This is a genomic window from Amphritea sp. 1_MG-2023 (assembly GCF_030547545.1).
Lineage (GTDB): Bacteria > Pseudomonadota > Gammaproteobacteria > Pseudomonadales > Balneatricaceae > Amphritea.
Genome location: NZ_JAUOQE010000022.1, coordinates 39,373 through 56,515 on the forward strand (window position 1 = coordinate 39,373; position 17,143 = coordinate 56,515).

The following is a 17,143-nucleotide window of genomic DNA, read 5'->3' on the forward strand; positions in this document are numbered from 1 at the left end:
TGATCGCGTTATTCGTGTTGCTTGAGCCAGTTTGCCAGCTTAGGGGCGACCTCCGATTGTGATTTTTCCGATACGAAGACGCCAATATGTCCCGATGCGACTTCATATTCATGATAGTCCTCGCTCCGAGTCAGTCCCTTTAAGGCCCGCGATGCGGAAGGCGGCACGAGGTGATCGCTGCTGCCAAACACATTGAGTAACGGTTGCGTGATCTGTTGTAGGTCAACGCAGCGATCACCGACGACGGTGGTGTTGTTGATAAAGCTGTTTTGTTTAAAAAAGCTAGTGAGAAACTGACGAAACATTTCGCCGGCTTGATCAGGACTATCGTTGATCCACTTTTCCATTCTTAAATAGTTAAGTGCGGAGGCGGTGTTTTGTAGCTTACGCGGGGTGTTAAGGTTTTTTTGTAGCCCTAGGCGCATCGGCATCAGCGCATTGTAGGCATCGTTGAGCATCGCGCCGGGGATATTGCCGTAGGTGTTGACGGCTAAATCGATATCAATCTGTTGGGCTAGATGGCTGAGCATGTTATCGGGCGTTTTAAAGTCGACCGGCGTGACCATGGTGATGAGGTTTTTGACTTTATCGGGATTCAGGGCGGTATAGCATAAACTCAGGGTGCCGCCCTGACAGATTCCGAGGAGATTGAGCTGATCCTGTCCCGAATCTTTTAGCACCTGATCGACACAGTTGGCAAGATAGCCATTGATGTAATCGTCCATGTCCAAGTAGCGATCGGCGGCATCTGGATAGCCCCAGTCAATCAGGTAGATATCTAAGCCTAACGCGAGCAGTCGTTTTATAAATGAGCGTCGTCGATCGAGGTCAACCATGTACGGCCGGTTAACCAGCGCATAGCAGATCAATAGGGGTTTGCCGAGTTGCGTCTGATGGGTTTCATCACGTTGATAATGAAATAACTGCAGCTTGTCCTCGCGATAGATGATCTCTTTAGGTGTCTGTCCCACCTGTATCTCATCCAGTTGCTGCAAGGTATGGACGCTTTGCAATAACTGCTCACTAAACTGACTCAGTTCGGTGAGTACCTTCTCCGGCTTAAATTTAAAACCACCCATCACGTTTTGCCTTGTGATATAGCGTTTGGTTTCGCGTGCTCAGACTTGAGGCTGAGGACGAGGGCACGCAGTTCTTCTATCTCTTGTTGCTGTCGGCGAAGCTGTTTACGTAGTTTATGTTGTTGACGGATGGTGCTATCGAGCTCTTCGCGCGTCACCAGGCCTAGCTCTTTAAGTTTGTTGTCGCGGCAGTTAAAGGCGAGTTGACGCATGCGCATCAGGCTGTTGCTGATACGTCCGTGACAGGTTTGATATTGATCGGTGAAGACCGTATCGCGATAGGCTTTCTCATAACACTCTATCCACAGATTCTGTAATACATTGACACTATCAATATCGGTGTTGGGTTGATCTAGAAGCTGCTTTAGATCGGCAGCTGTTTGTTTAAATATGTGTTCATACTGCTGCAGGTAATCGTGCAGTGCATCTTGAAAATCAATCGCCGCTTGTGCCAATAATCTCACTTGAGAGGGGCTGTAGGGGCCATTGTCAATCTCAGGAGCTTTGGCTAGCTGTTCGAGTAATTCACGCAACGGGGCATGTGCCAGTGCCTCGGAGTTGAGAAATGCATCCTTCGTTAAGCTGGTAAAGGGTTCTGGCAGGTTCCATTGGCGGCTGAGTAAATCGTTATACTGCTGTTGCATATAATCCTGCAGTTGATCGACGAGTTGATCGTGGTTAGTGCTCGGATTATTGAGTAGTGATGCTGCAAACTGACTGAACTGTTCAGATTGGTGGGTCATGAGATTCAATAGACTTGCCTGCTGATCCGCGAAGTCGGTGCTGGAGCCGGTTTGAAAACTGTCGAGAAACGCTTGCCACTGTTCGGGTTGCAAGGGCAGCTGTTGCGCTATTTCCTGCCACTGTTGTAGTTGTTCCTGTAGCCAGTTATCCCTGCCTGCACTATCGGTCATTCTCGATTCCTAGACGATGTCGTTATCGATATAGTAATCAAGCCGGTGATGATTATGAACTCTTTTCTGCGGCTTGCTCTAAAAGTTGTAGAAAATGACGCGCGGCGTTACTCAGCGTGCGTTCTTTGTGAGTAATATAACCTAAGTCGCGGGTGACGGGCGGCGCATCAACGGGGAGCACGCGGAGACTCTTTTCAGTCATGGTTTCCGGCAATAGAGACCAGCCCAGTCCGATCTCTACCATCATGCGAATGGTATCTAAATAGTTGGTCGACATAGCGATATCGGGTTGCAGAGACAGTTGTGAAAATTGTTGCTCTGTCAATTGTCGAGTAAAAGTGGCGCTGCCTGACAGAATAGCGGGATAGCAGGCGAGTTGTTTCAGTGTGACACGCTGCAGTGTTGCCAGTGGATGATCCGTGGCGACCACATAGTTGAGCTTGTCGTGCCAGATGGTGCGAGAGTGAATGTTGGCATCCGGTTGTGGTGCCAAGGTTATTAAAGCGATCTCTAGGTTACCCTTGAGGACATTGTCATAGGCGATCTCGGATTCATCGAAGCGTAGATCGAGTTTAACCTTGGGAAATTTGGCGCTGTACTGACGCAAGATTGGGGGTAGACGGTGCAGGCTGATATGATGACTGGCAGCGACAGATAAGGTGCCGCTGACATCGCCGCTTAAGTTACTCAGCGAACGACGAGCATCGTCCAGTTCGAGTAAAATTCGATGCGCCCGAGGCAGTAATGCCTGTCCGGCTTCGGTGAGGTTAACGGTACGGCCAATACGATCAAATAACCGATTATTGAGTTGCTGTTCGAGCATGAGAATGCGTTTACTCATGGCCGATTGCGACACAAAAAGTTGTTCGGCGGCACGAGAGAAGGAGCCGGTTTCGGCAACCGCCACAAAGGCTTGCAATGAGTGGGTGTCCATGGCTGTTGGCTCATAGCTGTTTGCTGATAGTCTATCTATTCCTTTTTGGAATGCAAACTATAAAAATAATGAATTTGTTTTCTGCTATCGCGTGCATTAGGATGGCTGCCTATAAAAACTGGCAACCAATACGCCGGTTAACAAGACGTAGTGAGGTGAGCTTCAATGGCTGGAAAAACGTTATACGATAAACTGTTTGATTCGCATTTAGTGCGGACTAATGATGATGGTAGTGCGCTGATCTATATCGATCGTCAAGTACTGCATGAAGTGACGTCACCTCAGGCGTTTGAAGGGCTGCGGTTGGCGGGTCGTCAGCCATGGCGTATCGATGCCAATATTGCGACACCGGATCATAACGTACCCACGACCGAGCGTTCGGGTGGTGTGGATCTGATCGTTGATCCGGTCTCCAAGATTCAGGTTAAAACCCTCGATGCTAACTGTGATGAGTTCGGTATTCTTGAGTTCAAGATGAATGATCATCGACAAGGTATTGTGCATGTGATGGCGCCTGAGCAAGGGGCCATCCTGCCGGGCACGACCGCCGTCTGTGGTGATTCGCACACGGCTACACTGGGTGCTTTAGGCGCATTGGCGCACGGTATCGGTACCTCGGAAGTTGAGCACGTATTAGCGACTCAGTGTCTGATTACCAAAAAGATGCAGAATATGTTGGTGCGTGTTGATGGCGAACTCGGCTTAGGCGTGACACCCAAAGATGTGGTGCTGCATGTGATCGGCGTGATCGGTACCGCAGGTGGTACGGGTTATGCGATTGAGTTTGGTGGTGATGTTTTCCGTGCGATGTCGATGGAAGGACGGATGACCGTCTGTAATATGGCGATCGAAGCGGGTGCACGAGTGGGCTTAGTGGCGGTGGATCAGATTACTGTCGATTACTTTGAGGGTCGACCCTTTGCGCCGAAAGGTGATCAGTGGGATCAGGCGGTGACTGAATGGCGCGATTTGGTGTCTGATAGCGATGCTGAGTTTGATGCGGTGGTTGAGATCAATGCGGCCGATATTGAACCTCAGGTGACTTGGGGCACCTCTCCAGAAATGGTGGTGGGTATCTCCGGTCAGGTGCCAAACCCTGATGCCGAGAAAGATGCGGTTAAAATCGATGGTATCAATCGTGCGCTGAAATATATGGGGCTAACGGCGGATCAGAAAATTACGGATATTCAGTTAGATCGAGTGTTTATCGGCTCCTGTACTAACTCACGTATCGAAGATCTGCGTGATGCGGCCAAGGTAGTTAAAGGTCGTAAAGTGGCAGATAACATTATTCAAGCGTTGGTCGTGCCGGGTTCCGGGTTAGTGAAAACGCAGGCGGAGCAGGAAGGGCTGGATAAAATCTTTATCGAGGCCGGCCTTGAATGGCGCGAACCGGGTTGCTCAATGTGTCTGGCAATGAATCCCGATAAGTTGGGTAATGGTGAGCATTGTGCGTCTACTTCGAATCGTAACTTTGAAGGTCGACAAGGATTTGGTGGTCGAACCCATCTGGTAAGCCCTGCGATGGCGGCCGCCGCAGCGGTGACAGGTCATTTCATCGATGTACGTGAGTTGATTTAATAAGGTATCGGGAGAGCGAGATGAATAAGTTTACACTGCACACAGGTATCGCTGCACCGTTGGATCGGGCTAATGTCGATACCGATATGATTATCCCAAAACAGTTTTTGAAGTCGATTAAACGTTCGGGCTTCGGTAAAAACTTGTTTGATGAATTGCGTTATCTGGATGAAGGTCAGCCTGATCAGTCCTGTGAAGGGCGACCATTGAATACTGAGTTTGTGCTTAATCAGCCTCGCTATCAAGGAGCGAGTGTTTTATTGGCACGGGAAAACTTCGGTTGTGGCTCGAGCCGTGAACATGCGCCTTGGGCGCTGGATGATTTCGGTTTTCGCTGTGTTATCGCCCCGAGTTTTGCTGAGATTTTTTACAATAACTGCTTTAAAAACGGTTTGTTGCCGATTGTATTGCGCGATGAGCAGCTCGATCAGCTATTTAAAGAAACGGCTGAAACCGATGGCTATCAATTGAGTATCGATCTAGAGCGGCAGCTAGTGATCACGCCTTCCGGTGAAGAGATGACTTTCAGTATCGATGGTTTCCGCAAGCATTGTTTGCTCAATGGCTTGGATGATATTGGTATCACCTTGCAGAGCGCGGCGGATATTCGCGCTTACGAAGCGAAGCGTCGACAGCAAGCGCCGTGGTTATTTGACGCGATTAAATAAGTCGGCTGCAGTGGATTGAATGTCTGGCGGCTAACGCTGTTTAGCTGCCTCGATGAAAGGAAAGAGAAGAATGTCTAAAAATGTATTGATTCTGCCGGGTGATGGTATTGGTCCTGAGATTGTTGCTCAGGCTCGGCGTGTATTAGAACTGGTTAATCAGCAAGATAAGCTGGAGATTGAATTAACAGAAGCGCGGGTTGGTGGGGCGGCTATCGATGCCGATGGCGTTCCCTTGCCTGAGGCCACTCTTGAGGCGGCGCATGCGGCGGATGCCATTCTGCTCGGAGCCGTCGGTGGACCGAAATGGGATGCCAATCCAGATTTTCAGATTCGTCCAGAGAAAGGCCTGTTGGGTATTCGTTCTAACTTAGGCTTGTTTGGTAACTTGCGCCCAGCGATTCTCTATCCGCAACTGGCACACGCGTCAACGTTGAAGCCTGAGGTCGTGTCCGGTTTAGATATTCTGATTGTGCGTGAGCTAACCGGCGGTATTTACTTTGGTCAGCCCCGTGGTGTGCGAGTCAAAGAGGGTGGCATTCGCGAAGGTTATAACACCTACGTCTATGATGAAGATGAGATTCGCCGGATCGGTCGAGTGGCTTTTGAGGCTGCCCGTGCCCGTGATAAGCGTCTTTGCTCGGTTGATAAGGCGAATGTACTCGAAGTGACGGTGCTGTGGCGTGAGATTATGGAAGAGTTGGCTAAGGAATACCCTGATGTCGAGTTAAGCCATATGTATGTCGATAATGCGGCCATGCAGTTGGTCCGCGCGCCGAAGCAGTTTGATGTGATGGTTACCGGTAATATGTTCGGTGATATTCTTTCCGATGCGGCGGCTATGTTAACCGGTTCTATCGGGATGCTGCCATCGGCCTCTTTAGATGTGAATGGTAAAGGGATGTATGAGCCTTGTCACGGTTCGGCACCGGATATCGCTGGCCAAAATATGGCTAACCCATTGGCGACTATTTTGTCTGTCGCCATGATGTTGCGATACTCGCTGGCGTCAGGTGCAACGGCTGATCGTATTGAAGCGGCGGTCAGTCAGGTACTGGATCAGAATCTACGTACTGGCGATATTTGGTCTGAAGGTATGCAGAAAGTATCGACTTCTGAAATGGGTGATGCGGTGATCGCCGCATTACAGGCATAACGTCGTTTTATCACCTTGATTGGTTATAAAATGCTCAGATTCAGATAGTCTATGTAACTAAAGTGTTGCATAATTAATGGGCTCGAATATTAAGAGTCATAACAGGCTGCCATCCCGTCGATGGCAGTTTTGTTGTTTTTATTCTCAGAAGCCTGATAACAGGCTCGCAAAGTTTTTGGTGGAGTAGATGAAGCGTGTAGGTTTTGTAGGTTGGCGCGGAATGGTAGGTTCTGTGCTAATGCAGCGCATGATGGAAGAGGGTGATTTCGCACATATCGAAGAGCCGGTCTTCTTTACAACGTCCCAAGCAGGTCAGCCCGGACCCGATATTGGTAAAGAGATTCCGGCACTGAAAGATGCAACATCCATTGAAGAATTAAAGCAAATGGATGCAATTATCTCTTGTCAGGGCGGCGACTACACGAAGCAGGTTTATGGTGCGTTGCGCAGTGCTGGTTGGAATGGCTACTGGATCGATGCAGCGTCCTCCTTGCGCATGGATGATGATGCGATCATCGTGCTTGATCCGGTTAATATGAATGTCATTAAAGATGGCTTGGCAAACGGCGTTAAAACCTATGTTGGCGGAAACTGTACGGTTTCACTGATGCTGATGGGGTTAGGTGGATTGTTCAGCGCCGGTTTGATCGAGTGGATGACGTCAATGACATATCAAGCGGCATCCGGTGGCGGTGCTCGTCATATGCGCGAGTTGATTTCGCAAATGGGGGTCATCAAAGATTCGGTGGCTACCGATCTGGCTAATCCTGCGAGCGCCATTCTGGATATCGATCGTCAGGTGGCAGCGACCATTCGTTCTGAGGCAATGCCGACGGATAACTTCGGTGTGCCGCTGGCAGGTTCTCTGATTCCTTGGATCGATACGCGACTGGATAACGGTCAGAGTCGAGAAGAGTGGAAAGCCTATGCTGAAACCAACAAGATTTTGGGACTGAGTGATAATCCAGTACCAATCGATGGCACCTGTGTACGGATCGGTGCGATGCGCTGTCATAGTCAGGCGTTTACCATCAAGCTGAAGCAAAATGTACCGATGGATGAGATTGAATCCATGATTGCTGAAGCTAATGATTGGGTGAGTGTGGTGCCGAATGAGCGTGATCTGACGGCGCGCGACCTGACGCCAGCAAAAGTGACCGGTACGCTCGGTGTGCCCGTTGGTCGTTTGCGTAAGCTGAATATGGGTGATGAGTATCTCAACGCGTTCAGTGTGGGTGATCAATTGCTGTGGGGCGCAGCTGAGCCATTGCGACGCATGCTGCGTATCTTGTTGCAAGATTAAGCATCATTAAGACAAAGATAACCGGCTGATATGGCCGGTTTTTTTTGTCATTCGGTTACTGATTTAGATCAATTTAATTTGAATCTGGATGGTCGACTGACGCGATGATTGATTAGATGGCAACGAGTAATATTGAAATTGAGCGCAATGATATTCTTTTGTTTAACTTATTTTTTGTTTAAAACGTGATGATAAGTTATTGTAATAAAATAGATTGTTAAATTATTTGCTGAGTTGTTGATGTCGTTTTGTGACATTTAGCGACTAAAATTTGCTTAACTTGCTGTTGTTTAGTCATTCATGGCCGCTCTGGGTTGTTGATTAAACATAGGTTTTAATGAATACTTTGGTCATTACTAGTGGATATGTAACTTTCTGAATATTGACGATTTTATGTCATCATCAGAACCCGGGGAATTTAAGGAAGCGAAAATATGCTGCGCAAATTAGCCCTCAGCTTGGCAATTGCAGGTGCAATAGGGAGTTCAACTGCACATGCGCTTGGTCTCGGCGAAATCAGAATAACATCAGCGTTAAACGAACCCCTCAAAGCAGAGATTCAACTGTTGCAAATGCGATCGGTCGATCCGCGACAGGTTCAGCCAAAAATGGCTAACGTAGATGACTTTGCCTTAGCGGGTATAGAAAGGTTGCGGTTTCTCTCTGATGTTAAATTTGAGGTGAAACCTGGTGCGTCAGGTCAGGGGATGATCATTCTCACCTCATCTACGCCGGTTAAAGAACCTTTTCTAAACTTTCTCTTGGAAGTGAATTGGCCTAGTGGTCGTCTTGTGCGTGAGTATACGGTGCTGTTAGATCCGCCTGTGTATGATCCAACACCGCCTCCGGTTGTCGTTCAGCCGGCAACGACTGCACCACGAACGGCGCCGCGCCCTGCGACGACCACCGTAGCGCCACAACAGCCGGTGAATAATATTCGCACGCGCATGAGTGACAATCAGGTGTATGTTGATGTTAACGATACCCTCTGGGATATATCCAAACTGCATAAGCCAACAGCTTCGGTAACCGAAGCACAGATGATGTTGGCACTGTTGCGCAAAAACCCTGAGGCATTTCGCAACAATAATGTTAATCAGCTGAGGGCGGGTGTGGTTATGGACCTGCCTTCGTTGGATGAGGTTCGCGCACTCAGTCGTCAGCAGGCCAATGAAGAGTTTTGGCGGCAGACTCAGCAATGGAAGCAGGGCATTACATCGCCGCTGAATGCTGAGCCCTTAGATACATCTGTGAATACCAATCAAGATAAGGCGGTATCAGAAAAAAAGACCAATGAGGTTGCTTCGAGTTCGGCCCAAGGGCAGCTGAAAATAGTTTCTCCTGATCAGGTATCTGATGTTAATCGTGTTTCAGATCAGGCGGCCGATGTGGATATGAGTCAGGCTGATGCAAGCCTTTTAGAAAAAAATCAGCACCTGGAAGCTGAATTAGCAACGGCGCTCGAAACCGTCGATCAGATTCAGCGAGAGAACGAAGAGCTGAGTGGCCGGGTTGATGCATTGGCGCAGCAAATGGAGAGTTTGCAGCGCTTATTAGAGCTTAAAGATGAACAGCTCGCAGAGCTTCAGGCAGAGCTAGAGTCGGCTAAAAATCAGCCGGCTATGTTGCCTATCGATTCAGCTCAGGCTGAGTCTGAGCCGGTTGCGCCAGCCCAAAAGACGCTCATTGAGCGGTTTGGTCTCTATATTGGTGCGGCGGGTGGTGCTCTGTTAGCCTTCCTGCTGGCTTTGTTGTTGTTCCGGCGCAGTAACAAAGAGACGACCGATAGCGCTGTTGTTCCCGAAGCGGCTATCGCGACAACGGCCGCTGCTGCTGCAACCGCAGCTGTGGTCGAGCAGGCTAACGATGATGAGATCGCAGAGGCCGTTGTAACGCCGTCATCTGAAGCTGAGTCCGCGGAGGTTATTACAGACGATCTCGATCTTGATGACCTTGATCTGGATATGGCTTTAGATCAGGTTGAAACGGACAGCAGTGATACGCTCAATGAAGATGAGTTTGATCTTGGCTTTGATGATGGTTTTGCTGGCTCGGCGGTTAATAAGCCGGTCGATGATAGCGAAGATATTGATGATGCGCTGGATTCCATTTTAGAAGAAAATGCGGATACCTTTGATCTCGATGATTTAGACGTGCCTCAGGTTGAAAGTTTGGGGGATGTGCCAATCGATGAGCCTGCGGAAGAGCCTGAAGCCGATAATATTGAGGCGCTTTTAGCCGCTGGGGCTGAGTCGAAGGTAAGCGAGCCGGTCGATGATGATACCGATCTTGAATTTGATATTGATTCGATGTTAGACAGTGAGCCGGTGACGACTAGCGCGGTGGATGAACATGTCGTTGATGATGATTTAGATCTCGATTTTGATCTCGCTACGGAAGATATCGCGCAAGAACTGGATGACACTGATCTAGAATCGACTGCATTGTCAGATGATCTCGCGTTTGATAGTGCTGAGATGGCTTTGGATACTGAGGGCGATGATCAAGCTGGCGAACTCGATGAATTGCTATCGACATCTGAGGCAGCAGATATTGATGAGCTCGAGCTGGACGACGACTTGCAAACACTGCTCGACGGTAATGATGATGTGGTGCTGGATGAAGAAGCATTTACACCATCACAAGCCGAAGACGCGCTGAATGATGATCTCGATACTGAACTGGATACTGAGTTAGAGATGTTGTTAAGCGATGCGGGTAGCGATGAGCTGAGTCTCGATGTGACCGATGATGATGCGGAAGACTATGATCTTAATAACCTGAATCTTTTAGATGATGCTGATGAAGTTGAAACTAAGCTTGATTTGGCGCGCGCCTACATCGATATGGAAGATGCCGATGGTGCCAAGGATATTCTTAACGAAATTCTGAAAGAGGGCAGTGATGCTCAGAAGTCGGAAGCCGGTAGTCTATTGAGTTCGCTCGATTAAGTGAGGGGGCAGCTTTGCCCTGTTTGATAAACAATTGAAATAAGATGTTATATGCAGCGGGATAAAACCCAGATTCAAGATCAGCAAGGGGCGACTTCGGTCGCCCTTTCTAGTGGTGTAATAGATGATTTGTCAGTCGCACCGATTGGTGACGATGGCGCACCGTTAGGCACATGTCGCCGTTATGCGCTCTGTGTTGAATATGCGGGGGGTAACTATCGAGGTTGGCAGACCCAGAAAGAGAAAGATGTAGCATCCATACAGGAAACGGTGGAACAGGCGCTGACCAAAATTGCCAATGCACCCGTTGCGGTTGTCTGTGCCGGTCGGACGGATGCCTGCGTGAGTGGTACCTATCAAATCATCCACTTTGATACCTACGCTGATCGGCCAGATAGGGCGTGGGTGATGGGCACCAATACACAGTTGCCCGATGATATCGCTATTCGTTGGGCTAAGCGGGTGGATGATAGCTTCCATGCGCGTTTTTCTGCGTTAGAGCGCCGTTATCGCTATATTATTTATTCGTCATCGGTCAAACCTGCGTTGTTGAGTAAGGGGGTCACCTGGACGCATAAGCAGCTGGATCTGTCGCGGATGCAAGCGGCGGCGGACTTTTTGGTCGGTAAGCATGATTTTACGTCTTATCGGGCGGTTGCTTGTCAGGCGAAGAGTCCGGTGCGTGAAGTGAAGCAGATGGACGTCTATCAAGCGGGTGAGCTTATTGTGATCGATGTTAGAGCCAATGCGTTTTTGCATCATATGATCCGTAATTTTGCCGGCGTACTCATGACCATTGGTAGTGGTGAGGCTGAACCACGTTGGGCCAAACAGGTGTTGGATGCGCGTGATCGGAGAAAAGGGGGTGTCACTGCGCCACCCTATGGTCTCTATTTCGTCGATGTTAAATACCCTGATGAATATGGTTTACCGAAATCTACCTTAGGGCCTTATTTCCTAACGCAAAACGGTTAACCTAGGACCCTGCTATCTGTTATTATTGAGTTCTTTCTAACGAGTCTGATCTAAGTGATGCGAACGCGCGTAAAAATCTGTGGAATTACCCGATTAGAAGATGCGCTAGCGGCAGTCGAAGCTGGCGCAGATGCATTGGGGTTTGTGTTTTACTCGCCGAGTCCTCGTTATGTCGAGCCCGCAGTGGCAAAACAGATTATTCAACAGCTGCCGCCGTTTGTGACGACGGTGGCATTATTTGTTGATGAAAGCTCAGCGAGAGTGAAGCAGGTCTTAGATCAAACAGGGATTGATCTGTTACAGTTTCATGGTGATGAATCACCTGAATATTGTCATCAATTCGATCGACCTTACTTCAAGGCTGTGCGAATGTCGCCGGTTATCGATGTCGAGACTGAAACACAGCGCTTTGCTTCCGCTCGGGGTATTTTACTGGATGCTTATCGTCCAGGTGTGCCGGGCGGTACAGGTGAAGCATTTGACTGGGCGCGCATCCCAGCTGATTTAACATTGCCGCTAATCCTTGCCGGTGGTCTTGATCAGAACAATGTAGCGCAGGCGATCAGCCAAGTGAACCCTTATGCTGTTGATGTCAGCGGTGGGGTTGAAATGGCGAAAGGCCTGAAAGATTGTGTAAAAATAACATCCTTTATGAATGAGGTAGCTTGTGCCAACTAAAGAAGATCTCGCGATCGCAAAGCAAATGCCCGACGCTGGTGGCCATTTTGGTCAGTTTGGGGGTCGTTATGTGTCTGAAACCTTGATGGCTGCTCTACAGCAGCTCGAACAGACCTACGAAAAGCTTTGGCGAGATCCACAGTTTCAGGCCGAATTTGATCGTGATCTGGCGCACTATGTCGGTCGTCCATCACCCCTGTATCACGCCGAGCGACTTTCTCGTGAGTTAGGCGGGGCGCAGATTTACCTGAAGCGTGAAGATCTCAACCATACCGGTGCTCATAAGGTGAACAATACCATTGGTCAGGCATTGTTGGCCAAGTTCACGGGTAAACCTCGGGTGAGTGCCGAAACCGGTGCCGGTCAGCACGGCGTTGCTTCGGCAACCGTCGCCGCGCGATTGGGGCTTGAATGTACGGTTTACATGGGCGAAGAAGATATCCGCCGTCAAGCGCTGAACGTTTATCGCATGAAACTACTCGGTGCTGAGGTTGTCTCTGTTAAGTCAGGTACGCGCACACTGAAAGATGCGATGAACGAAGCAATGCGTGATTGGGTCACCAATGTCGATAATACCTTTTATATTATCGGCACGGCTGCTGGCCCTCATCCATACCCTAAGTTAGTTCGTGACTTCCAGTCTATTATTGGTCGCGAAGCGCGTCAGCAGTGTTTGACGCAGACCGGTAAGCTTCCGGATGTATTGATCGCCTGTGTCGGCGGTGGATCAAATGCGATTGGTTTGTTTCATCCGTTTATTGAAGATGCGGATGTTCGCATGGTCGGTGTTGAAGCCGGGGGTTATGGCATTGAGACCGGTCAGCATGCTGCGCCGTTGAGTGCCGGCAGCCGTCCCGGTGTCTTACACGGCAACCGTACCTCGCTAATGTCAGATGAGGGCGGGCAGGTTATCGGTACGCACTCTGTTTCAGCGGGCCTCGATTACCCTGGTGTTGGGCCAGAACACGCTTATTTGAAAGAGATCGGTAGGGCGGAATATACGGCGATCAACGATGATGAAGCGTTGCATGCTTTCCGTCATCTGACGCTGACCGAAGGTATTATGCCGGCATTGGAGTCCAGTCATGCGGTGGCGGAAGCGATGAAGATGGCGCCTACCATGGATAAAGATCAGATCATTGTGGTTAACCTGTCGGGACGTGGTGACAAGGATATCCATACGGTTGCAGAAATTGACGGTATTAACTTTTAAGCCCTGACTGAGTGAAGATTAAGATGAGTCGTATTACTGAGAGTTTTAATAATCTGAAAAGCCAGGGCCGTAAAGCGCTGATCCCTTACGTGACAGCCGGAGACCCTGAACCTAAAGTAACTGTGCCGTTAATGCATGCACTGGTAGAGTCCGGTGCCGATATTATTGAGTTGGGGGTACCCTTCTCTGACCCCATGGCGGATGGTCCGGTGATTCAATTAGCGTGTGAGCGTGCTTTGCTGCACGGCACTCGGCTGATTGATGTGTTGGATATGGTTGCTGAATTCCGTCAAACCAATCAGACCACACCCGTGGTCTTGATGGGGTATCTCAACCCGATTGAGGTGATGGGCTATGCCGCCTTTGCAGATAAAGCCAAGGCGGTTGGTCTTGATGGTGTTCTAACTGTTGATCTGCCGCCGGAAGAAGCGCATGAGTTTAATCGCTTGATGAAGGCTTCTGATATCGATGTGATCTATCTGTTAGCACCAACCACCGAGCCTGCTCGGGTTGAGAAGATTTGTGCGGCAGGCAGTGGTTATGTCTATTATGTGTCGGTTAAGGGTGTTACCGGTTCAGCATCACTCGATGTGGCTGAAGTTGCAGAGAAATTAAACATTATCCGTCAACATACGGATATGCCGGTCGGCGTTGGTTTTGGTATCCGTGATGATGCTTCTGCGCGAGCGATATCGGAAGTGGCTGATGGTGTAATCGTCGGTAGTGTACTGGTTAATAAGGTTGCTGAATTAGCGGGCAATCAAGCATTAATCCCTGAGGCGGTAGCCGCCATAACGGCAAGCATGCGTCAGGCAATGGATAAATAAAGTCTGCCGTTGGCAGACGCTGGAGTAATAATGAGTAGTTGGCTGGATAAAATTGTTCCTTCTCTGGTGCGCTCTGAGAAGAAGCGAAACAACATCCCAGAAGGGTTGTGGGAAAAGTGTCCAAAGTGTGAATCGGTGCTGTATCGTCCAGAGTTGGAAAAAAACCTGAATGTTTGCCCTAAGTGCGATCATCACATGCGTTTGACGGCCCGAGTACGCTTGAATGCGTTCTTGGATGAAGGCACGTTACGTGAAATCGGTGCCGAAATTGAGCCGGTCGATCATCTTAAGTTTCGTGACACCAAAAAGTACAAAGATCGCTTGGTGGCCGCACAGAAGGCGACCGGTGAGAAAGATGCGTTGATAGCGATGCGCGGTGAAGTTCAAGGTCTACCGGTGGTGGCTGTGGCATATGAATTTCGCTTTATGGGTGGCTCGATGGGCGCGGTTGTCGGTGAGCGCTTTGTGCGCGCCGCCAATATTGCGCTGGAAGAGGGAATTCCTTTGATCTGTTTTTCCGCCAGTGGCGGTGCGCGGATGCAGGAAGCCTTGTTCTCACTGATGCAGATGGCCAAAACCAGTGCTGCGTTAGAGCGTTTGAAAAACGCCGGCGTTCCCTATATTTCGGTATTGACCGATCCGGTTTATGGTGGCGTATCGGCATCGTTGGCCATGTTGGGTGATCTGAATATTGGTGAGCCTGGTGCGCTGGTTGGTTTTGCTGGGCCTCGCGTGATTGAACAAACCGTGCGTGAGAAATTGCCAGAAGGCTTTCAGCGTAGTGAGTTTCTATTGGAACACGGTCAAGTCGATATGATCATCTCTCGTGGTGATCTGCGTGATCGAATCTCGTCGGTTTTACGCATGATGCAGGGGTTGCCCGCCGCCTGATTATTGATATAAACGAAGGCCGCTGTCAGTTTCAGCGGCTTTTTTTATTGCTCTCAACTGTTTTCTGACTAAAAGCTGACATCATCATGGCTGAAGTATCCTTTACTACCCTGCAGCAATGGCTCGAGTGGATCGAGCACAACCATCCCGTTGATCAAATTGAGCTGGGGCTTGACCGATTACGGCAGGTCTATGAGCGTATGGCGCTGGATTTAAGCGCGAGTCATAAAGTGATTGTCGGAGGTACCAATGGCAAGGGGTCGACGATTGCCATGCTTGATCAGGTGCTGCGGGATCAAGGTAAAACGGTCGGCTGCTTTACCTCACCTCATTTTTTGCGCTATAACGAGCGCATTAAATTGGCGGGTCAGCCGGTGAGTGATGAACTGATCGTGCAGGCGTTTACCGCTATCGAGCAGGTGCGGGGTGATATTCGGCTCACCTATTTTGAATATAATACACTGGCGGCGTTACACGTATTTGCCAATGAAAAGCCCGATGTGATGTTGCTTGAGGTGGGCTTAGGGGGGCGCCTCGATGCTATCAACATTATCGATGCGGATATTTCGGTGGTGACCACGGTATCCGTCGATCATGTTGATTGGTTGGGTGATGATCGCAATCAAATTGGTTATGAAAAAGCAGGTATTTATCGTGCCGGTCGTCCGGCTGTTTGTGGTGACCCAGTTCCGCCGCAGAAGTTAACTGCTTATGCCAATGATATCGGTGCCTTGTTGTTTCAGCGTGGACGTGATTTTAATCTGTCTGATATGGAGCATGAGGGATGGGTGTGGCAAGGTGAGCAGTTAAATGGCAATGTTCTGACGATTTCTGGCTTGCCCGAGATCGCATTACCAAAAGCGAATGCGGCGACGGTGCTGCAGGTGTTGAGTCTTCTCGATATGATGCCCGCGCCTGAAGCGCTGCGACAGAGTTTATCCAACGCCTCGCTGACGGGGCGCATGCAAACGCTTAAGGTAGGGCAGGCTGACTATATTCTCGATGTGGCACATAATCCTGAAGCTGCCGCCTATCTTGCCGCTCAGTTACAAGATAAGCCCGTCAAAGGGCGCACTCTCATGGTGCTGGGGATGTTGGCTGATAAAGATATCGATCAGGTATTAGCTTGTTTGCAGCCGGCGATTGATCACTGGTATCTGGCAACATTGGATAAGCCACGTGGACAAACGGCTGCCGCGTTGGTTGAAAAGCTTACACGGCTTGGTATTGCTGACAGTCAGCAAGCGGCTTATACAACGGTAGCTGAGGCACTAACGGCCGTTGCCGACGAGATTGAGGAGGGTGATCGAGTGATTATTGCCGGCTCTTTTTTTACCGTTAGTGAAGCGCTACTGGTTTTGAATATGGATGGTAAATCAGCGTGAATGATGGCTTTAAGCAGCGCCTTGCGGGTGCGGCGATTCTGTTTGTGGCGGCGGGGATTCTGCTACCTATTTTTTTCGATGGTGCAGGCTATCGCGAACGTCATATGGAGAGCGCGATTCCGCCACCACCTGTTGAGCCGCAGCTGCTGACGGTTGAACCGCACAACACGTCCTTGCCTGATACCACAACGATAGCGCCACCGAGTGAGCCGGTGACCGTGGCGGTGATGCCAAAACAGGTGGCGGCTGAAGTGGCTAAGCAGAAACCGGTTATCAGTCAACGTAGCGATCCACCGGCGTTAGATCAAGAAAATATACCGGTTGCTTGGAGTCTGCAATTAGCCAGCTTCAAAGATGAAGATAATGCTAAGGGCTTAAGTCGCCGGTTGATTAAAGCAGGGCATAAGGTTTACATTCGCAAGACCGGTGATTTGATTCGTGTCTTTGTCGGTCCGGATATTCAAAAGTCTAAATTGGTTGCATTACAAGCGGCTATTCAGAAAGAATTTGGTCTTGACGGTATAATCGTGCGCTTTACCACGCGATAAACATTGGGTTAAACCGATAGCTCTGGTAGAATTCGCAGCTTAA

At 49.5% G+C, this 17,143-nt stretch carries 15 protein-coding genes; 12 read left to right on the forward strand and 3 right to left on the reverse strand.

Features of this window, described 5'->3' with window-relative positions:
* Positions 1-8: 8 nt before the first annotated feature.
* The 3 genes from phaC to Q4488_RS12465 are packed head-to-tail and all read right to left on the reverse strand — an operon-like array spanning position 9 to position 2,927.
* Positions 9-1,079: a class III poly(R)-hydroxyalkanoic acid synthase subunit PhaC gene (phaC, locus tag Q4488_RS12455; RefSeq protein ID WP_303580802.1), complete on the reverse strand. Its 1,071-nt coding sequence runs from the start codon at positions 1,077-1,079 to the stop codon at positions 9-11.
* Entirely contained in the window at positions 1,079-1,993 is a 915-nt protein-coding gene (locus tag Q4488_RS12460; protein ID WP_303580803.1) for a poly(R)-hydroxyalkanoic acid synthase subunit PhaE, read from the reverse strand. Before Q4488_RS12460 ends, phaC begins: the two co-directional genes overlap by 1 nt.
* A 52-nt stretch (positions 1,994-2,045) precedes the next feature.
* Complete coding sequence (locus tag Q4488_RS12465; protein ID WP_303580804.1) at positions 2,046-2,927, reverse strand: LysR family transcriptional regulator; 882 nt, start codon at positions 2,925-2,927, stop codon at positions 2,046-2,048.
* A gap of 165 nt (positions 2,928-3,092) precedes the next feature.
* On the opposite strand from Q4488_RS12465, the gene leuC reads away from it, so the two are divergent.
* The 12 genes from leuC (at position 3,093) to Q4488_RS12525 (ending at position 17,100) form a co-directional block, all read left to right on the forward strand.
* Positions 3,093-4,508 carry a 3-isopropylmalate dehydratase large subunit gene (gene leuC / locus Q4488_RS12470; protein WP_303580805.1) on the forward strand — a complete coding sequence of 472 codons (1,416 nt, stop codon included), beginning with the start codon at positions 3,093-3,095 and terminating at the stop codon, positions 4,506-4,508.
* A 20-nt stretch (positions 4,509-4,528) separates the two neighbouring features.
* The gene (leuD, locus tag Q4488_RS12475) at positions 4,529-5,176 is read left to right on the forward strand and encodes a 3-isopropylmalate dehydratase small subunit (RefSeq protein ID WP_303580806.1); all 648 of its coding nucleotides are present in this window, start codon (positions 4,529-4,531) and stop codon (positions 5,174-5,176) included.
* A gap of 70 nt (positions 5,177-5,246) precedes the next feature.
* Positions 5,247-6,329, forward strand: a complete 1,083-nt coding sequence (leuB, locus tag Q4488_RS12480) for a 3-isopropylmalate dehydrogenase (protein WP_303580807.1) — start codon at positions 5,247-5,249, stop codon at positions 6,327-6,329.
* A gap of 187 nt (positions 6,330-6,516) precedes the next feature.
* On the forward strand, positions 6,517-7,632 hold the full coding sequence (gene asd, locus Q4488_RS12485; RefSeq protein ID WP_303580808.1) for an aspartate-semialdehyde dehydrogenase: 1,116 nt from the start codon (positions 6,517-6,519) through the stop codon (positions 7,630-7,632).
* 434 nt (positions 7,633-8,066) lie between these two features.
* On the forward strand, positions 8,067-10,583 hold the full coding sequence (locus Q4488_RS12490) for a FimV/HubP family polar landmark protein (RefSeq protein WP_303580809.1): 2,517 nt from the start codon (positions 8,067-8,069) through the stop codon (positions 10,581-10,583).
* A gap of 51 nt (positions 10,584-10,634) precedes the next feature.
* Positions 10,635-11,558 carry a tRNA pseudouridine(38-40) synthase TruA gene (gene truA, locus Q4488_RS12495; protein WP_303580810.1) on the forward strand — a complete coding sequence of 308 codons (924 nt, stop codon included), beginning with the start codon at positions 10,635-10,637 and terminating at the stop codon, positions 11,556-11,558.
* A 57-nt stretch (positions 11,559-11,615) separates the two neighbouring features.
* On the forward strand, positions 11,616-12,236 hold the full coding sequence (locus Q4488_RS12500; RefSeq protein ID WP_303580833.1) for a phosphoribosylanthranilate isomerase: 621 nt from the start codon (positions 11,616-11,618) through the stop codon (positions 12,234-12,236).
* Positions 12,237-12,261: 25 nt separating this feature from the next.
* Positions 12,262-13,449, forward strand: a complete 1,188-nt coding sequence (gene trpB / locus Q4488_RS12505; RefSeq protein WP_303580834.1) for a tryptophan synthase subunit beta — start codon at positions 12,262-12,264, stop codon at positions 13,447-13,449.
* A 23-nt stretch (positions 13,450-13,472) separates the two neighbouring features.
* Entirely contained in the window at positions 13,473-14,276 is an 804-nt protein-coding gene (gene trpA, locus Q4488_RS12510) for a tryptophan synthase subunit alpha (RefSeq protein WP_303580811.1), read from the forward strand.
* A gap of 30 nt (positions 14,277-14,306) precedes the next feature.
* A complete protein-coding gene (gene accD / locus Q4488_RS12515; protein WP_303580812.1) occupies positions 14,307-15,167 on the forward strand; it encodes an acetyl-CoA carboxylase, carboxyltransferase subunit beta in 861 nt (286 codons plus the stop codon).
* Between the two features lie 86 nt (positions 15,168-15,253).
* Positions 15,254-16,552: a bifunctional tetrahydrofolate synthase/dihydrofolate synthase gene (gene folC / locus Q4488_RS12520; RefSeq protein WP_303580813.1), complete on the forward strand. Its 1,299-nt coding sequence runs from the start codon at positions 15,254-15,256 to the stop codon at positions 16,550-16,552.
* Positions 16,549-17,100 (forward strand): SPOR domain-containing protein, encoded by a 552-nt coding sequence (locus Q4488_RS12525; RefSeq protein ID WP_303580814.1) that lies wholly within the window; start codon positions 16,549-16,551, stop codon positions 17,098-17,100. Before folC ends, Q4488_RS12525 begins: the two co-directional genes overlap by 4 nt.
* Positions 17,101-17,143: the final 43 nt, after the last annotated feature.